Source organism: Streptomyces sp. LX-29 (genome assembly GCF_029541745.1).
Lineage (GTDB): Bacteria > Actinomycetota > Actinomycetes > Streptomycetales > Streptomycetaceae > Streptomyces.
The window spans coordinates 7960451-7977925 of sequence record NZ_CP089746.1 but is presented as its reverse complement, the minus strand read 5'-3'; the positions used below and the strand labels follow the sequence as shown (position 1 = coordinate 7977925).

General features: G+C 73.3%; 13 protein-coding genes. 7 read left to right on the top strand and 6 right to left on the bottom strand.

Annotated elements, in window-relative coordinates; all coding sequences use genetic code 11:
- Window positions 1-125: 125 nt before the first annotated feature.
- Window positions 126-1460: an MFS transporter gene (locus LRS74_RS32385; protein WP_277744353.1), complete on the bottom strand. Its 1335-nt coding sequence runs from the start codon at window positions 1458-1460 to the stop codon at window positions 126-128.
- 143 nt (window positions 1461-1603) lie between these two features.
- Between LRS74_RS32385 and LRS74_RS32380 the strand changes: the two genes are divergently transcribed.
- Complete coding sequence (locus LRS74_RS32380; RefSeq protein WP_277744352.1) at window positions 1604-2512, top strand: winged helix-turn-helix domain-containing protein; 909 nt, start codon at window positions 1604-1606, stop codon at window positions 2510-2512.
- 144 nt (window positions 2513-2656) lie between these two features.
- Window positions 2657-3625 carry a hypothetical protein gene (locus LRS74_RS32375; protein WP_277744351.1) on the top strand — a complete coding sequence of 323 codons (969 nt, stop codon included), beginning with the start codon at window positions 2657-2659 and terminating at the stop codon, window positions 3623-3625.
- A 310-nt stretch (window positions 3626-3935) separates the two neighbouring features.
- Here LRS74_RS32375 and LRS74_RS32370 read toward each other — a convergent pair whose 3' ends face one another.
- From LRS74_RS32370 to LRS74_RS32355, 4 genes are all read right to left on the bottom strand, one after another.
- On the bottom strand, window positions 3936-5210 hold the full coding sequence (locus tag LRS74_RS32370) for an acyltransferase (RefSeq protein WP_277744350.1): 1275 nt from the start codon (window positions 5208-5210) through the stop codon (window positions 3936-3938).
- A 138-nt stretch (window positions 5211-5348) separates the two neighbouring features.
- Window positions 5349-7961 carry an MXAN_6230/SCO0854 family RING domain-containing protein gene (locus LRS74_RS32365; protein WP_277744349.1) on the bottom strand — a complete coding sequence of 871 codons (2613 nt, stop codon included), beginning with the start codon at window positions 7959-7961 and terminating at the stop codon, window positions 5349-5351.
- Window positions 7962-8340: 379 nt separating this feature from the next.
- On the bottom strand, window positions 8341-9255 hold the full coding sequence (locus LRS74_RS32360) for a dihydrodipicolinate synthase family protein (RefSeq protein ID WP_277744348.1): 915 nt from the start codon (window positions 9253-9255) through the stop codon (window positions 8341-8343).
- Window positions 9255-10052, bottom strand: coding sequence for an aldolase (locus LRS74_RS32355; protein WP_144385240.1), 798 nt, complete (start codon window positions 10050-10052; stop codon window positions 9255-9257). Before LRS74_RS32355 ends, LRS74_RS32360 begins: the two co-directional genes overlap by 1 nt.
- Before the next feature lie 266 nt (window positions 10053-10318).
- On the opposite strand from LRS74_RS32355, the gene LRS74_RS32350 reads away from it, so the two are divergent.
- Entirely contained in the window at window positions 10319-10891 is a 573-nt protein-coding gene (locus tag LRS74_RS32350) for an XRE family transcriptional regulator (RefSeq protein WP_277744347.1), read from the top strand.
- Window positions 10892-10924: 33 nt separating this feature from the next.
- Here LRS74_RS32350 and LRS74_RS32345 read toward each other — a convergent pair whose 3' ends face one another.
- Complete coding sequence (locus LRS74_RS32345) at window positions 10925-11956, bottom strand: DUF1259 domain-containing protein (protein ID WP_277744346.1); 1032 nt, start codon at window positions 11954-11956, stop codon at window positions 10925-10927.
- 663 nt (window positions 11957-12619) lie between these two features.
- Here LRS74_RS32345 and LRS74_RS32340 point away from each other — a divergent pair.
- The 4 genes from LRS74_RS32340 to LRS74_RS32325 all read left to right on the top strand — a co-directional run bounded on the left by LRS74_RS32340 (window position 12620) and on the right by LRS74_RS32325 (window position 17295).
- Entirely contained in the window at window positions 12620-14155 is a 1536-nt protein-coding gene (locus LRS74_RS32340; protein ID WP_277744345.1) for a S8 family serine peptidase, read from the top strand.
- An 80-nt stretch (window positions 14156-14235) separates the two neighbouring features.
- Window positions 14236-14568 carry a hypothetical protein gene (locus tag LRS74_RS32335; protein ID WP_277744344.1) on the top strand — a complete coding sequence of 111 codons (333 nt, stop codon included), beginning with the start codon at window positions 14236-14238 and terminating at the stop codon, window positions 14566-14568.
- A gap of 3 nt (window positions 14569-14571) precedes the next feature.
- A complete protein-coding gene (locus LRS74_RS32330) occupies window positions 14572-15702 on the top strand; it encodes a M14 family metallopeptidase (protein ID WP_277744343.1) in 1131 nt (376 codons plus the stop codon).
- A gap of 330 nt (window positions 15703-16032) precedes the next feature.
- Entirely contained in the window at window positions 16033-17295 is a 1263-nt protein-coding gene (locus LRS74_RS32325; RefSeq protein ID WP_347178181.1) for an MFS transporter, read from the top strand.
- Window positions 17296-17475 lie beyond the last annotated feature (180 nt).

Sequence of the window (17475 nt, the reverse complement as noted above, 5' to 3'; positions counted from 1 at the left end):
GCCGCCGGCACCCCGCCACACCCGTACGGGTGGCCCGGCGTCGTGGGCCGACGCCCGGCGGGAGGGGGCCCCGGTCCGCGCGCGATCCGGACGGGCGCCGTGTCCCGGCCGCGTGAGCGCGTCTTTCAGCAGGCGGCACGGGCCGGCTCGGCGGAAGAGGCTCCAGCGGTCGCGGTGATCGCGGCAGTCGCGGGGGGCGCAAGGGTCGCGGGCACCTCGACCACCTCGTCGGCGGCGGGTGCCGCGGCGGCAGCCGGCGCTCCGGGGACGGCGGTGCGCCGGGCGACGGCGGGTGCCAGGGCGCCGAGGGCGAGGGCGGCCGCCACTCCGGCGACGGCGCTGAACCACCACACGACGGCCGGGCCCACCGTCGCGTAGACGGTCGTGCCGAGCGCCAGCGCGGTAAACCGGGCGGCGCCCCACGTCCACTGGTAGCTGCCCTGGTAGCGGCCGCGGGCGTCCTCCGGGGCCAGGCTCGCCACAATCGAGCCGGCGACGCCGCCGACCATCGCCTCACCGAGCGACCAGAGCACGACGGTTCCCGCGTACGCCCACACGGTGGAGGCGACACCGGTCAGGGCCACGCCGAGCGCGACGAGGACGCTGCCGCACATCTGCACGGAGAGCTGGGGAAAGCGGCCCAGCAGGGTGGTGGCGACCGGCTGGAGGGCGACGACGAGCACCGCGTTGAGCGTGGCCATCAGCCCCAGCGCGGTGGTGGGGAGGCCGTGGTCGCGGATGGCCAGCGGCAGCGCGACCTCGGTGAGCGTGTAGATCACCATTCCGACGTAGAGGAGCGGCAGCAGGGCCCGCATCAGCGGGTCCCGGAGGACCACCCCGTATCCACCGCCGTTTCCCTTTCCTTCGGCGGCCCCGCCCTGGGCGCGGGCCGGCGCCTCGCGCTCGGCCGGCAGCAGGAGGGCGACGATCAGGGCGTAGCTCAGCGAAGTCACCACGTCCACCGCGAACAGCAGCCAGTAGCCGCGCTCCGCGAGGAACCCGCCGAGCATTCCGGCCACCGCGGTGCCGATGTTGATCGCCCAGTGGAACAGCGAGAACGCCGAGCGGCGGCGCTCCGGTTCGACGGCGTCGGTCAGCAGCGCGCCGGCCGCCGGGCCGACCATGGTGCCGGCGGCGCTGAGGAGCACGGCCGCGGCCGCCAGCAGGGCGATGTTCGGGGCGGCGAAGAGCAGGCCGTGTGCGGCGGCGGTCCCGACCAGCCCGACCAGCATGGTGCGCCGGCGGCCCAGTCGGTCGGCGAGCAGGCCGCCGACCATGGGGCCGATGAGGTTTCCGGCACCCAACGCGCCCAGGACGTAGGGGATCTGCGCGGTGGAGAGTCCGCGCGAGCCCAGGTAGAAGACGAGGAACGGGGTGACCAGGTAGCCGAGTCGGTTGACCACGGTCCCGGCGAAGACGATCCAGGCGGTGCGCGGAAGTCCGCTGAAGGTGGAGAGCATGGCGCGATCCTGCGCCCGCCGCGAACAGCGGACCATTGATTAAGCTGCACCTTAATCAAACCGGATGACGGGGGTTGTCGGTGTTCTCCGAACTGGCCTTTTCCGCTGACGATCTGGCACTCACCCGCTTTGCGATCTCGCCGATGTGGGAGGTGGCGACCAGCTTCCGGCTGCTCGTCTCCGGCGTGGCCCACCCGGTGCACCGCGGCTGGGTCGAGCAGGTGCGGCCCCGGGTGGCCGCGGCCGGGTTGGACTCCGGCTGGCTGTCCGAGCTCATCCCGCCGGACCGCTATCTCTGCGACTTCCTCACCCCCTTCCCGACCGAGCCGACCCCGACGCTCGCCGCGGAGTTGGCCGCGATCCGCGCCACCCCGGCCGAGCGGGTGCGGGCCGATCTGGACACGCTGGGCCGCGCCACCGCGCCGTGCGCGGCCCTGCGCGCCGATCCGGAGGCCGGGCTGGCCCGGGTGACGGAGGAGATCGAGACCTACTGGGAGCTCGCCCTCGCGCCCTACTGGGCGAGGATCCGGGCGGTGCTCGACGCCGAGGTCTTCCACCGCGCCCGGCAGGTCGCCGAGCAGGGGGCGGGACAGCTCTTCAACGACCTGCACTCCACGGTGAGCTGGGACGACAACACGCTCCGGATGGCCCGCCGGCACTGCGGCATCTCCCGGGAGACCGTGGGGACCGGACTGCTGCTCATCCCCTCGGTCTTCGTCGGCCGGATCCTGACCTGGACCAGCCCGCCCAACCCGCCGCAGCTCGCCTACCCCGCGCGCGGCACCGGCACCCTGTGGGAGCGCCGGCCGATGCCCCGGGTCGACGCGATCAGCGCCGTCCTCGGCCGTTCCCGGACCCGACTGCTGACCGAGTTGGAGGCCCCCGCCTCCACCACCGAACTGGCCGGCCGCACCGGCATCTCCACGGCCGGCGTCTCCCAGCACCTGGCCGCGCTGCGCGGCGCCGGCATGGTCAGCGCCCACCGGGCCGGCCGCTCGGTCCTCTACGCCCGTACGGCGGTCGCGGAGACCCTCCTCACGGCTTCCCTGTGACAACCCTCCTCACGACTCCCCTCTCACGGCTTCCCTGTGACACCCCCGACTCGCCCGTCGGTCCGGGCGAGGCGGGTCCGCGGCCGTCACACCCCTCCGGCATGATCTGATCCCGCCCGAGAACCACCGGAGAGAGGTGCGCCCTTGTCCGCGTCCGTCGCGTCCCTGACCGCCGCCATACCCGCCTTCGCCCCGTATGTGCGATCGGCGACGCTGCTCCGGCCCACGGAGGGCACCCCCGGCCTCCGGGACAGCTCCGTGGGCGGTCCGCTGCTGTGGCCCGAGGACGAGCCGTGGCCGCTGTGCCGCGCCCCCCATCTGGTATTGGTGCGCGAGAAGCTGACGGAGGAGGAGCGCGAGACCTGGCAGCGTATCGACCGGGGCAGGAAGGAGTGGCGTCGCCGCAATCCGGGGCGGTCCTACCAGGTCACCGAGGAGGAGGCCCGCGTCCAGCGGGAGATCATGGCCGGCGCGTCGGGGCTCGACCTCATCACCTGGGAGCGGACGCGTTACGTGGAGGACGCCTCGGGCCCCGGTGTGCCGATGGTGCCCGTGCTCCAGCTGCACGCCCGGGACGTGCCGGGCGCCCACTGGCCGGGCGGGGCGGACGTCCTCCAGTTGCTGTGGTGCCCGAACGACCACAGCGAGCCGCCGGGCCAGCCGCGCTACTGGGGGCCCACCGTCGAGCTGCGCTACCGGTCGTCGTCCGGCGTCGACGCGGTGCCGGCCCCACCGCGACCGGACCGCGCCCACGACGGCTATCTGCCGCGCCCTTGTCTTCTCGACCCGATGGAGGTCGCCGACCTGCCGGACGTGGACGAGCTTCCCGAGGAGCTGTACGACGCGGGCTGCCACTGGGCGGAGGCGCGCGGCGTCGAGTACGACCGCGGTCTGGCCTGCCGGCCCGGCTGGAAGCTCGGCGGCTGGCCCAGCTGGCACCTCACCGACCTCACGCCCATCGACTGCGGCTCCTGCGGCGCCCGGATGCGGCTGTTCCTCACGGTCGACAGCAGCCACGACGGCCCGGAGGTCACCGTGGGACGCTTCGGCGAGCTCCGCGTCTTCGTCTGCCCGACCGACCCGGCCCACGCCATCCGCCTGAACATCCAGTGACCGCGGGTGCGGTCGGCGATCACACCGCCCTCGTCGGGTGGCCGGCCGAGGTGATCGGGGGGCGCCCAGGGTGTGACCATGCTGCTTCGCCCAGCTGCCCGTCGACGCGGGCGTGGTCACGGTGTTCTGCTGCCGGAACGACCCCGGCATGTGCGACGGCTGGGACCCCACGTCCGGCGCCCACCGCGCCTTCCTGTTCGCCGGTGAGACCCCCGGCTCCTTCCTGTGCCGCCCGCATGACCCTCACGGCCGAGCTCGAAGAGGGGGACGAGTTCGCCACCTCGGCGAACGTCGGCGGCGGGGGCCATGGCTACGTCTTCCCCTGCCGGCCGTGCGGCGAGGCCGCCTTCCTCGGGTAGAGCCGAGGGCCAGGCTCCCGCATCCCGAACAGGAACCGGGTCACCCTGGTCCGACGGACCAGCAGGTCGTACGCGGCCAGGGTCAAGGCCGACGAGGACGCGACGATCACGGTGTACTCGACCGCGATCGGCGCGTCCCAGCCGACCACGCCGTAGGCGACCGCCACCACGATCGGTTGGTGAAGGACGTACAGGGGCAGCACCGCGGCCGACAGATAGCCGTACAGCCTGCGGCCCCGGCCGGCCGGCTGGGTCACCGCCGAGCCCGCAGCCCGCTCCCGTGCCCGTGCCAGGCGGCGGCGGTCGAGCGAGCCCAGGATCGCCACCAGCAAGCACCAGCCCGCGGCGCCGTACAGGGCGCGGGCGCCGATCGCCGTACCGGTCATGTCGGTGAAGGGGTCGTCGGCCGACAGGAACCCGGGCAGACCGCCGAGGAACAGGGCCGCGCCGAGCACCGCCGCGGCCCGCGCGTCGTGGCGCATCGCCGCCCGAAACCGTTCGTCGGCGGCGAGCACGAGCCCGTAGCCGAAGAACAGCAGGTACGCCCAACGGCTCCAGCCCGCGTAGGCCTCCTCCAGGCCGACGAAGGCGCTGATGACGGCCAGGGGCGCGGCCGGCGGCAGCGTCGAGCCGCGCCGCTGTGCCGCGGTGGCCAGCCACTCGACGATCCGCCGCCGGCGGCCGTGCGCGAGCCAGTGCGCCAGCGGCACCACCGCCAGCGAGAAAGCGAGCAGCAGCACGACGAACCAGAGGTGTCCGGTCTCGAAGTACGCGCCCTCCAGGAGGAAGGGAGCGTCGGCCGGGTCCGGCCGCACGTCGTAGAAGTCCGGCAGGAAGTCGAGGTAGGACTCGTGGTACCCGGGGTCGGCGGCGCGGAGCCGCAGCCACTGCGGCACCGGGATGATCGTGAGCGTGGCGAACACCAACGGCACCCCGAGCCGCCGCAGTCGCTCCACCACGAACCCCGCCGGGCCGCGCCGGCGCAGCGAGTGCCACGAGCCGAACCCCGCGATCAGGAAGAGCATGGGCATCGCCCACACCACGCCGAGTCCCGCGAGGACCATGGTGGCGTCGGTGGTCTCGGAGTTCTTCACGTAGAAGTCGTCGCGCGTGTCGAACACCAGTGCCGAGTGGAAGAACACCAGCCCGACCACCACCAGGACGCGGATCGCGTCCAGCTCCGGCCGCCGCTCGGGCCGCGGCGGTTCGCTCCACGCAGCCGTCATGGCGCGCCCCCGTGTCGACTCCACCCGGCGGCCCCCGTCGCGCGTCGCGGTGTCGTCTCCACCCTGCCCACAGCCGCCGGAGGCCAAACCGATGTTCGGACCGGTCGGCGGCGCTCCGGCCTGCGGCCTGCCTCTCAACTAGCCCGCGGAGAGCGCCGTCACGAGGTCGGAGGCGGCCAGCAGGCGCACCGTGCGCGGGTCCAGGTCGGCCGGGTGGAGGGCGTATGCCTCGGCGCCCCGCGGAAGCGGGACGTCGCCGCGCAGCAGGTAGGCGAGGTGGGCGGTGGCGAGGTCCGGGGCGGGCGTCTCGTCGGTGGCGGGTGTGCCGATGCGGGCGGCGAAGGCGGCGGGGTCCTCGGCGGCGCGCCGCCGGTAGACGCTCCGCGATCCGTCGAGGTGCCGGACGACGACCGTGCGCGCGCGGGCCGCGGCCTGCCAGGTGGCGATCTCGCCGAGGCCGACGCGGGCGCCGGAGGTGAACAGGCCGGTGAGGCCGTGGCCGAGGGTCGTCAGCTCGTCGGCGTGCCGGTGCACCGCGTGGTGGTCGCCGGTGACGCCGCTGGCGACGTCGAGCCATCGCATGGTGCGGCCGGCCACGTCGACGACCATGGGGACGCTGGCGTTGGACGGGCTGGTCAGGTCGAAGCGCTGCTCGACCTGGCGGGGGTCGAACGCCGGCCCGGTCGCGCCGGGTTCGTCGCGGACCATGAGCCCGGCGAAGGCGTCGGCGAGGAGGTCGAACGGCACGCTGTTGTACGAGAAGACCACGGTGACCAGGTAGCGGACGCCGGCCGCGGCGAGCTTGTCGAGGTCCAGGTCGACGAACTCGGTGGAGCCGTCGGGCGCGGGGGCGCTGGTGAGGTCGCCGGAGTGCACGGCGGCGTCGTCGGCGTACCGGAGGCTGGAGTAGTCGCAGGTCCCGACGTGCTTCCAGGCGGCGTCGAACAGCGCGACGGAGAGGTCGAGGTCGGTGACGCCGGAGGTGTCGCTCTCCGTCCAGTGGAGGAAGAGCCGCAGGGTGCGGCCGGCGGGGATCGGCAGTTCGCTGCCGCGGGGCAGCGTCACCAGGGCGCGGGAGGCGGTGCGCTCCGCGAAGGGCGCGACCAGGCCGTCCAGGGCGGCGTCGACGACGGCGAGCTCGACGGGGGGCAGCGTGCCGGCGCGTCGGAGCACCTCCGCGGTCAGGGTGTCGACCGCGCGGGCCACCGCCTCGGCGGGCAGAGGAGCCCGCTCGTCGGGGACGATATGCGTCTGCGCGCGGCCGCCCTTGGGGAAGAAGACGCGCTCGTCGCCCTTTCGGGCGCGGGTACGGAGCGCGCCGAGGGCGGACAGCAGCACCGCCGGGGAGACCCGGCCGGCCACCTCCCGCACGGCGGTCAGCACGGTCTCGACGCCGTCCTCGTCCGCCAGCCGCAGCAGGTGGTCCAGACGGCGCAGCAGCTGTCCGGGGCGCAGGGTCAGCAACGCGACGGCGGTGTCGACGTCCGCCGCGGCAAGGGCGGCCTCGACCCGGGCGGGCCAGTGCGGGAGGCGCAGCCGGTCCCCGTCCGCGCGGGCCGACGGGGTGTGCGCGGCGGTGGCGCGCAGTCGGGCGGAGAGGGCGTCGTCGGTGAGGCGTGTGTCGCGCAGCGCCGCGACGGCGAGGGTCGCTTGGGGGTAGCGCCGTGCGTACTCGAAGGCGTGGAGCCGCTCCGCGAGGTGCTTCCACTCCCGTGGGTGGCGGCGCATGTCCTCGACGGCCAGCGTCGGGTCGAGTCGGTCGAGGGCTGCCAGGAGTGCCCGGCGCAGGGGGCGGGCGATCGGGCCGAAGCGACCCACCGCGACCAGGCCGGCGTCTCCTCCGGAGAGGGCGACCGCCAGTCGCAGGATGTCGGTGGCCGTGTCGATGAGCGCGGTGGCCGCGGGGATGGTCACCGGGTGCGCGGCCGGGTCGGCGAGCAGCCAGGCGAGGACGCGGGCCTTGGTCTCGCGGGCCGGAACGGCGGTGGGCAGCCAGGAGAGTTCGGTGCGCTCCCGGGTGGTCAGCAGCGCGTGCAGGTCGTCGGTGTCCTGGGGGCTCAGTGCCCCGGTGCGGCCCAGCAGGGTGGCCAGTTCGCGGCCCGCGTCGGCCGTCCGGGCGGTGTGGTCGCCGCCGTGGTGGAGGACGCGCAGCCGGGCCGGCAGGGCGCGGTCCGGGTGGGCGGGGCGGCGGGTGCGCTCCGGACGCAGAAAGGGGTCCCGGGCGTCGAGGCGGCGGTGGCACAGGGGGCAGGCGGAGAAGTCGGCGCCGTCGAAGCACGCGGCGCACACCAGGTGTGCGCACGGCGACAGGGCGCGGACGGTGGTCTCGGCGCCGCAGTGCACGCAGGGCTGCTCGGGGGCCTGGAGGAGGAGGGAACGCACGCGGTCGGCGTAGAAGGCCACCGTGTCCGCGGGCGTGGACTCCGGGAAGTCCCGGAAGAGCGGGGTGTGGTCGCGGTCCGCACCCAGGGCGTGGTCGAGGTCGGCGAGCAGGGCGCGGCCCTCGGCGGCCAGGGTCTCGGGGTCCAGCGCGGTGAGGGCGTGGCGCAGTCCGGGGGCGGTCAGCCAGCCGCGGTCGAGGAGTTCGACCTCCAGCAGCGTGACCCCGGCGGCGACGAGGGGGTGGGGCTCGGTGCCCGGCCGTGGGCCGGCGGCCGCGGGCAGGTAGACGGCGCCGCGGCGGGCGAGCAGCGTGGCCGCGAGGCCGCGGCGGGCGCCGGTGGTACGGGTCGAGGCGGTCGCTGCCGTCATGGCCTTCCCTTCCTGGTCCCGGCGGTCCGCCGAGGGGTGGCGCGAGGTCGGCGGCTCCGGGCCGTACGAACCGCGCGGTGCGGGGCGAGGGTGGGGTGGTCGCCTCATGTGGGAGGGGAGCCGACGGTCGACCACTCGCGACGCGCAAGGTACCAAGTCGAACGGACGGCCGCACGCGCGTTTGTCCGTGCGGGGAGACGGACTCGTGGCGGGGTCCGGCCGCACGCGGTGATGGTCGGGGGGGCCTGTGCACCCGTCGGGGCGTCAGGACGACACGGTGCGGGGCGGGAAGTGAATGCGCTCGGATTCTTTTAGGAGAAGAAGTGAGAAGGAAGCACATTGCGGAGCCGCCCCGCGGCGGGAGATTACCACGCTCGACTCAGGCCGCGCTCTCCAACAGCGGGTGGGAGGCCAGCCGCTCCAGCAGCTCGCGGAGGTGCTCCCGGTCCCCCGACTCGAGGGGCAGCAGCGGGGGTCGCGGCGGACCGGCGGGGCGGCCCTGGAGTTCGAGCCCCGCCTTGACGGCCCGGGGCAGGCCGTGACGGACGATGAACCTCAGGAAGGGCAGTTGGGCCACCCACAGGGCGTCGGCCCGGTCCGCCGCGCCTCCGCGCTCCGCGGCGTGGAGCTCCAGACACCATCGGGGCAGCAGACAGGGTGCGGCGGTGCACCAGCCGACGGCGCCGGCTCGGAACGCGTCGAGGGCGAGGGTGTTGCTGCCGTTGTAGACGGAGAGGGCATCGCCGGACAGCTCTCGGATGGCGCGGATGCGGGCGGCGTCGCCGGAACTCTCCTTCACCATGGTGAGATTGGGGATCTTCTCCGCGATCGCGACGATGGTGTGCGGCAGCAGGTCGACGCCGCTGGTGCCGGGGTTGTTGTAGAGCATCACCGGCAGGTCGGTGGCGGCAGCCACCGTCGCGAAGTGCCGTTCGAGTTCGGCGTCGGTCAGCTTCCAGTAGGTCGGGGCCAGCACCATGAGCGCGCTGGCACCGTTGCGGGCGGCGACGCGGGCGCGGCGCACGGTGGTCTCGGTGCTCCAGTGCGCGACACCGACGAGCGTCGGCACCCGGCCGGCCACGGCCTGGAGGGTGGTCTCGCAGACCGCGTCCCACTCGCCCTCCCGAAGGTAGGCGCTCTCGCCGGTGCTGCCGAGGGGGGCGACGGCATGGCTGCCCGCGTCGACGAGGTGGTCGACGAGCCCGCGCAGTGCCGGCAGGTCGAGTTCGCCGGTGTCGGGGCGGAAGGGGGTGACGGGGTAGGAGATGATCCCTGCGAGCGGGGGCACGGACATCACACGGCCGTCCCTTCGGTCAGGCAGTCGGGGTGGTTGCGCAGGGCGCGGCGCGCGTAGTAGGCGAAGTTCGCCTGGTTCCGGCGGTCGGTGGAGGTCCAGTCGTGTGCCTCGCGCGCCAGCGCCGGCGGCAGGGGTCGGATCGTCCCCGCCGCCATGGCCAGGAGTTGCAGCCGGGCGGCGCGTTCGATGAGGATCGCCAGGTTGCACGCCTCTTCCACGGTGCGGCCGACGACGAGCTGGCCGTGGTGGGCGAGGAGGATGGCCCGCTTGTCGCCGAGGGCCGCCGAGATGATCTCACCTTCCTCGTTGCCCACGGGGACGCCCGGCCAGTCCTTCAGGAAGGCGCAGTCGTCGTACAGCGGCGTGGTGTCCATCTGGGAGATCTCCAGCGGGACCTCCAACATGGCGAGGGCGGCCGTGTGCAGCGAGTGGGTGTGCACGACGCAGTCGACGTCCTCGCGCACGCGGTAGATCCAGGAGTGGAAGCGGTTGGCGGGGTTGGGCATGCCCTTCCCCTCCAGGACGTTCAGGTCCTCGTCCACCAGCAGCAGGTTGTCCTCGGTGATCTCGTCGAAGCCGAGGCCGAGCCGCTGGGTGTAGTACGTTCCGCGCTCCGTACCGCGGCCGGTGATCTGGCCGGCGAGCCCCGAGTCATGACCGCCGTCGAACAGGATGCGGCAGGTCAGGGCCAGCTTCTGACGGGTGGTCAGGGTCGAGTCGGCGAAGTGCTCGCGCATCTGTCGCTCGGCGCGGCCGACGAGCGCGGCCTTCGCCTCTCGCAGTGTCGTCGCCATGGTCTGCTCCTCCACTTCCGGGCGCCGGTCCTCCGGCGGCCCCGTCGGCCGGCGGCACGCTCCACGGCGCCACCACCGGGCAGGAAACTTGCATCACTATATGACACAAGGTTTCCTGAAGGAAGGTCGCCTCCTCGGGTGAACGGTCACCACTCCCCCGACGTTCGGGCCCGGAAACGACCGGAAGAGGGCGGTTAGGATGCACGCCTGACCGCTCACCGCCGACGGGGCGGCGGGGCAGCGGGCTGGCACGAAGGGACGACGCGGTGATCAATCGGGTACGACAGCTGCGCAAGGAACGGCTGATGACCCTCGAAGTCCTCGCGGAGCGCGCCGGAGTGACCAAGAGCTATCTGTCCAAGGTCGAGCGCGGCCAGAGCACGCCCTCCATCGCCATCAGCGCCGCGCTGGCACGCGCCCTGGACGTCCCCCTCGACACCCTGTTCGCCGACGCCGAGGAGCTCACCGACGTCACGGTGACCCGGGCGCACGAACGCCGGCCGCTCACCCCCGACCAGGAGGCCGGCTCCCACTACGAGGGCATCGCGCTCCAGGCCAGCAACAAGCGCATGACGCCGTTCATGCTGCGGCCCCCGCACGACGCCGGCCCCGTGCCGTTCCGGGACCACCCCGGCGAGGAGTTCCTCTTCGTTCACGAGGGCCGGGCCGAGCTGCTCTTCCCCTCACGCTCGATCGAGCTCGGGCCGGGGGACTCCGTCTATTTCCGGGCCACGGCCCCGCACAAGGTCCGCTCGCTGAGCGCCGAGCGCGCCGCCGTACTGCTGCTGGTCTGCGACGACCGGAGCGGGCCGGAGACCCCGCACCCCCATCTCCCCTGACGGGCCCCGCTCACCAGGCCCCGAAGGCTCCGCTCACATGGCGGCGACGGGGAGGTCGCCGGCGTGCACGACGTTGGTGAGCCGCACGGCGCCGCGCAGCACCCGGGCCAGCCTGACGGCGTCGTCCACCGCCCAGATGTGGACGAAGAACAGACGCGGCTCGTCCGTCAGTCCGTGGTTGTGGAGTTCGACGACGTTGACGCCGCCCTGGGTCAGGGCCTTGAGGACGCTCTGGACCTCCTTGGCGACCATGGCGAAGTCACCGTTGAGCGCGGCGCGGCCGCCGCCCAGGGGCTGGAAGTTGAAGGCCGTGGTCGAGCCCAACCCGGGTGGCAGCACCATGCCGTTGTCGGTGATCTGCTCGCGCCGGACGAAGAGGCACTTGTAGATGCCGTCCTCGGCGTAGCCCTTGGCCTCCAGTGCCGCGTCGATCCCCTCGCGGTCCAGGTCCACGCGGGCCGAGGGCTCCCCGGGGAGCGGCGGCGGGGTGGCGGTGCGGTCGAGGGCCGCGCGCAGCCCGCGGGCCAGGACCAGCGGGTCGCCGCCGTGGGCGTGGACATGGGTCCACCAGACGTCGGGCGCCTGGGAGAGCAGGTGCTTGTGGATCGCGGTCTGCTCGATCCCGTGCTCCTGGAGGGCCGCGGTCACCTCTTGCAGCTCTCCCTCCTCGACCACCACGTCGCCCATCATCAGGGTGTGGCCGTCGGCGTAGCGCACGAAGCCCACATGGGTTCCGAGGGCGAGCGCCGGCGCGACGGGGACGCCATGGGAGGCCACGCTGAGGTCCCGCCGGGGGAAGCCCGTGTGGTAGACGGTGCCGCGCATCATGTTGCCGACCCGGCCCAACGCGCCGGCGACGCCCCTCCAGTCGGCGTCGGTGGTCGGCACGGGCTCGATCAGCTTGCGACGGCGCGCTCCAGCCGAATCGCCCGCGTCCGCCCGGGACGACAGGGCCGTCCCGGCCGCGGCCCCGGCCGCCACCGGCGCCAGGGCGGCGGCCACCACCCACCGCCGCGAAGCGAACCTCCGGGCATCGGCGTCCCGCTGTCGGTCTCCACTGCTCACCTGGCCACCTCCGTGAGGAGATGAGATCACGCCGAGGGGACGAATCATGACAGACATGGCCGAAAACCCCCGACGATCAACCGGGTCGGCCGCGGGCGTGGACGGCGATACGGGGAAACGCCGCGACCGGAACCGTCGAGGTCCGCCAACGGCGGGGCCCGGCTATCGACGGCGCCGTAACAGCCGACGCCCGGCCGCCGGTGTTACGGCACGACGGTCTCCGCGATGACGGGAAGTGAGCCGCTCCCGGCCGGAGTTGTCGATGACCGCGGCAGACGGCGGGCGTGCCGGACCCGGGGCGACGGCGTCACCCCCGGCCGCCCACGACGCCACCGAGGGCCCGCCTCGATGAGCTGTCGCCCGAGGACCCCGTGACCGCCCTGGCCCGCTCGTACGACATCCTCGTCCATCCGCACCGGGTCGAGGCGGCCCGGCCGCGGTGACCGGCGGTTGGCCGCGGCCGTGACCGGCGGTCGACGGCGACCGACGACAGCCAGGGCATCCCGGGCGGTCGGGGCCGGGGTCCGGGGTACGACCCCGGGGGTCGGGGTTGACCCCGGCCTGGACGGCGAGCACATTGGAAGAGAAGGCATTTAGGCCAATTTGCCGTATTTTTCAATCACTTTGCCGTATTTTCAACTACCAAGCACCAGTGAGGTGGGCATGATGCGCCGGTACTACCACCGTGACCGTCTGGTCGAGGTGGAACAACTGGACGACGTGATCGCGGTCCGCGTCGACGGAGATGCCCGCGGAGCCGCCGCCCCCGGGGCGGACCTGGGGACGAGCGCCCGCGGAGCGCTGCGCGAGGCCCACATCGACGAGGAGACCACCGCGGCCTTCGCGCGGGCCCGCTGGCAGTTCATCACCCCCAGTGCGCGCGCCCGCGAGACGCTGGCCGCCGGCGAGGGCCTGCCCGGGGCGACGGCGGTCGGTAAGGTGATCCGGCGCCCCAACGGCAGGGTCGGCATCGCCACCGACCTGTTGAACGTCCAACTGGTCCCCTCGCTCTCGCCGGCCGAGGCGGAGCGGGAGCTGGAGGCGGCCGGCCTCCGGGTGGTGAACAAGCTCGGTTTCGCGGAGAACCTCTACGAGGTGCGCACCACGACGGCCGAGGACGCGCTCGCGGCGTCGACCGCCCTGCACGAGAACGGGAGTTTCGTCTTCGCCGAGCCCTCCTTCGTGGAGCATGTGCCGCCGCGGTCGGCCCCGACCGACCCCCGGTACCCGGAGCAGTGGCAGTGGCACAACACCGGAGCCGCGGGCGGCACCGCCGGGGCGGACGTCAACATCGAGCCGGCCTGGGACCGCACCTCCGGAGCCGGCCTCCGCGTCGCGGTCATCGACACCGGCTTCGACACCGGGCACGAGGACCTCGCCGCCGGAGTGGGTTCGATGTCCGGCTTCTACCGCAGCGGAGTGGCGGGAGCGACCTTCCGGCAGGGCACCGCGGGCATGCCGGACAGCGACCACGGCACCTTCTGCGCCGGCATGGTCGGGGCGCGGCGCGACAACGGACTCGGCGGCGTCGGCGCGGCCCCCGACTGCGAGCTGACGCTGCTGGCGTGCCTGGAGGACCAGGTCGACACCCAGACCACGCTCGCCCGCGCGGTGGCCTACGCGGCGAACCCCGCGATGGAGCTCCCCGAGGCCGACCCGGCGGACGGGGCGGACGTCCTCGTCTGCAGCCTGGGACCGAACGGCGCGGACTGGGACCTGACCAGCACGCTGGAGCTCGCCCTCGAGGGCGCCGCCGCGGGCGGCCGCCAGGGGAAGGGGTTGGCGATCTTCTGGGCGGCGAGCAACGGCAGGAACGTCGACGTCATGAAGGACGAGGTCGTCTCGCATCCCGATGTGATCGCCGTGGTGCGGTCCACCCGCAAGGACCTCGAGGACAACGCCGCCCGAGGCCCGGAGGTCGAACTGATCGCCCCCGGGGTCGGCGTGTTCAGCACCGAGTCGGGCGACGCCTACGCCGCCGACACGGGCACCAGCTACGCCGCGCCGTGCGCGGCGGGCTGCGCGGCGCTGGCGCTGTCGGTCAATCCCGAGCTGACCCGAGACCAGCTGCGCGCGATCATGCGCGACTCCGCCGACCAGATCGGCGGGGTGGCCTACCCGGCCGGGCACAACGACGACTACGGCTTCGGCCGCGTGAACGCGGGCGAAGCCGTGCTGCTCGCCGCCACGGCCGTGTGACGGGGGACGCGCACCGCCGCGGCGTGGCGGGCGCGCCCCCGTAGTCGAGCTCGCCGACGAATGCACACAGGGACATGACCATGAGCGAAGAACCTCCGGCGGAGGAGCCGGTCCTGCGATGCCATGTGGTGGCCCGGACCACGGAGGAGCTCCGGGCGTTCATCGACGAGGTGGGGCCCGACGTCGGCTGCCGGGCCGTCGCCCGGCCCTCGGGAGAGGGCGTCGGCATCGACCTCTATCTGAAGCAGGGTCAGCTCGACCGGGCCCGCTCGGCCCGGTCGGCGCCGGCCGTGACCATCATGCCGGTGGAGAACGTCACCGAGAACTGGACCGCCCGCAAGGGGGAGGTCGGCCACGGCGACCGCTACGCGAGCCGCGGGGCGGTTCCGCACGGCCTGGGACGAAAGGAGTGAGCGGTGTATCTCAACGTGGCCGAGATCGAGTCGGCCCTCACCAGCCTGGAGGGCGCCTACCCCGGGATGGCGGAGATCGTCGTCCCGCCGTACCCCACGCATGAGGGACGCACGACCTCGCTCCTGCGCGTCGGAGCGCACGCCGCCGAAGCGGTGGACGGCGTGCTGGTGCTCGGTGGGGTGCACGCCCGTGAATGGGTGCCGCCCGACGCGCTGGTCTCACTCGCCGCCGACCTGCTGGAAGCGCGGGCGAACGGCACGGGGCTCTCCTACGGCGGGTCGTCGTTCACGGCGGGGCAGATCGAGGGGTTGCTGGACACCCTCAACCTGTTCTTCTTCCCCTGCGTCAACCCCGACGGCCGGGCGCACAGCCAGACCACGGTGGGGATGTGGCGGAAGAACCGCCGGCCCGCCCCCGCCGGGCACACGGCCCCCTCCTGCGTGGGGGTCGACCTCAACCGGAACTTCGATTTCCTGTGGGACCACTCGGCGAAGTTCGCCGCCGACTCGGGCGTCCGGACCTCGGCCGACCCCTGCGATCCCCAGGTCTACCGGGGCCCTTCGGCCGGCTCGGAGCCCGAGACGCAGAACGTCGGCTGGGCGCTCGACGCCTTCCCGCGCATCCGGTGGCTGATCGACGTCCACAGCGCGGTCCCGGTCATCCTGCACATATGGGGTGACGACCAGAACCAGAGCACCACGCCCGGCGACAACTTCACCAACCCGGCCCTCGACGGGGTCCGCGGCCGGCCGAACGACGGCATCGGCGAGTACCTCACCGCGCAGAACCTCGACATCCTCGGCCGCCTGGGGAAGCGGATCAACGACGCGGTGTTCGCGGTGCGCTCGGTGGACTACGGCGTGGAGCAGGCGTACGGCCTCTACCCCACCTCCGGCACCAGCGACGACTACGCGTTCAGCCGACACATCGCCAACCCCGGCGCCACCAAGGTGTTCGGGTTCACCATCGAGTGCGGCTCCTCCTTCCAGCCGCCGTACAGCGAGGCCGAGCACGTGATCCGCGAGGTGTCGGCCGGACTGGTGGCCTTCGGACTCGGCGCACATGAGATCACCGACGGTCACGCGACACGGGCCGCGGGGCTGGCGGGCAGCGGCCGCTCCACCGCGGAGTGACGCGACACCCGCGCTCGCGGGTGATTCCGGCGCCCACGGACGCCCGGCCGCGGGCGCCGAGTGCCGCCGAGAGAGCCCGCGCGGTGATCGTTCAGCGACCCATGGGCACCGATTATCGGACAATCAAGCAACCGCCCCCAGATCGCCGGATTGAGTCGTTTGAGACGCCGAAGGACTCGTGAGCCGCGAATCACTGCGGGTGACGTTAACGTTACAGGTGTGTGCGGTTCGCTTTTCGGTCGACCGAAGTTGCCTGGATCGCGGGCGTAAATGACCAAAAATATCCGTCATTTTTGACTGGTCCGGGCGTCATCCCCAAATGTCTGTCAAGTGTTGTTAATAAAGCCTCGGGACGGCAGCCCCTTACGGCGCTTCGACTTCCGGTTGTTGCTGGCAGGCGCCGCGGTGAGTCAGATCGGCGCCCAGGTGACCCTTGTGGCGCTGCCGCTGGTCGCCGTGGTCGAACTCGACGCCTCCCCGATGGAGGCCGGGCTGCTGACCGCCTCCGAGACGGCCGCGTTTCTGCTGGTCGGGTTGGTGGCGGGGGCCTGGGTGGACCGCGTGCGGCGGCTGCCGGTGCTCCTGCGCGCGGATGTCGTCCGGGCCCTGGCGATGGCCAGCCTGCCGCTCGCCGCCTGGGCCGGGGCCCTGACCATGACGCAGCTGTACCTGGTCGCCCTGGTGACCGGTGTGGCCACCGTCTTCTTCGACGTCGCGCACCAGAGCTACCTGCCGACGCTGCTGCCGCGCGAGCAGCTGGTGGCGGGCAACGGGGCGCTGGAGGCCGCGCGTTCGGCGTCGCAGGTGGCGGGTCCGGGGCTGGGCGGCGGTCTGGTACAGCTCCTCGGGGCGCCGTTCGCCCTGCTGGCCGACGCCCTCGGCTATCTGGCCTCCGCCCTCTTCCTCCGGGGCATCCGCACCCGTGAGGCGGCGCCCGCACCCGCCGCGCAGGCGTCGTTGCGCGCCCAGATCGTCGAGGGGCTGGCCTTCGTCTTCCGGCATCCGGTGCTGCGCATGATCGCCTGTGCCACCGCGGTCGCCAACTTCTTCACCGCGATGCTCGTCGCCGTCCAGACGGTGTTCCTGGTGCGCGTGCTGGAACTCGCGCCGGGCGCCATGGGGCTGATGATGTCCGTCTCGGCGGTGGGCGGACTGGCCGGCGCGCTGTGCGCGGGCGCCCTGGCCCGCGCGGTCGGGCAGGCACGCGTCATCTGGCTGTCGACCGTCCTCAGCGGGCCGTTCGCCCTACTGTGGCCGCTGGCCGGCCGGGGCGCCGCCGCCATCTGGTTCGCGCTCGGCTCCGCGGTCGTCTTCTTCGGCGCCGTCGTCTACAACGTCGCCCAGGTCAGCTTCCGGCAACTGCTCTGCCCCGACGAGCTGCTCGGCCGGATGAACGCCACCCTGCGCTTCGTGGTCTGGGGCACGATGCCGCTGGGCGCCCTCGCCGGCGGCGCCATCGCCGAGACGGCCGGGCCGCGCTCCGCCGTCTGGGTCTGCGCCACGGGGATCCTGCTGGTCCCGGTGCCCCTCCTGCTGTCGCCGCTGCGCCGGCTGCGCGACCTGCCGGCGGCCCCGGCCGCCGCGACGGGCTGAGGTGCCCGTCACCGCGACTCTCCTCCCACGATCTCCTCTCCCCCTCGGCGGTCCACCGCTTCGCGAGCGCCCCTGCCCCTCACGCGGGTGCCCGTCCGCTCGCCCCTCACGCATGTCACGTCTCGCCCCCCTCGCGTCCTTCTTCTGTCCACGAGCCGTCGCGCCATCCGGCGCGCGGGA

Coding starts and splice junctions, on each gene's coding strand:
- LRS74_RS32385 (WP_277744353.1), bottom strand. CDS start 1,460: ATGCTCTCCACCTTCAGCGGACTTCCGCGCACCGCCTGGATCGTCTTC.
- LRS74_RS32380 (WP_277744352.1), top strand. CDS start 1,604: ATGTGGGAGGTGGCGACCAGCTTCCGGCTGCTCGTCTCCGGCGTGGCC.
- LRS74_RS32370 (WP_277744350.1), bottom strand. CDS start 5,210: ATGACGGCTGCGTGGAGCGAACCGCCGCGGCCCGAGCGGCGGCCGGAG.
- LRS74_RS32365 (WP_277744349.1), bottom strand. CDS start 7,961: ATGACGGCAGCGACCGCCTCGACCCGTACCACCGGCGCCCGCCGCGGC.
- LRS74_RS32360 (WP_277744348.1), bottom strand. CDS start 9,255: ATGTCCGTGCCCCCGCTCGCAGGGATCATCTCCTACCCCGTCACCCCC.
- LRS74_RS32355 (WP_144385240.1), bottom strand. CDS start 10,052: ATGGCGACGACACTGCGAGAGGCGAAGGCCGCGCTCGTCGGCCGCGCC.
- LRS74_RS32340 (WP_277744345.1), top strand. CDS start 12,620: ATGATGCGCCGGTACTACCACCGTGACCGTCTGGTCGAGGTGGAACAA.
- LRS74_RS32335 (WP_277744344.1), top strand. CDS start 14,236: ATGAGCGAAGAACCTCCGGCGGAGGAGCCGGTCCTGCGATGCCATGTG.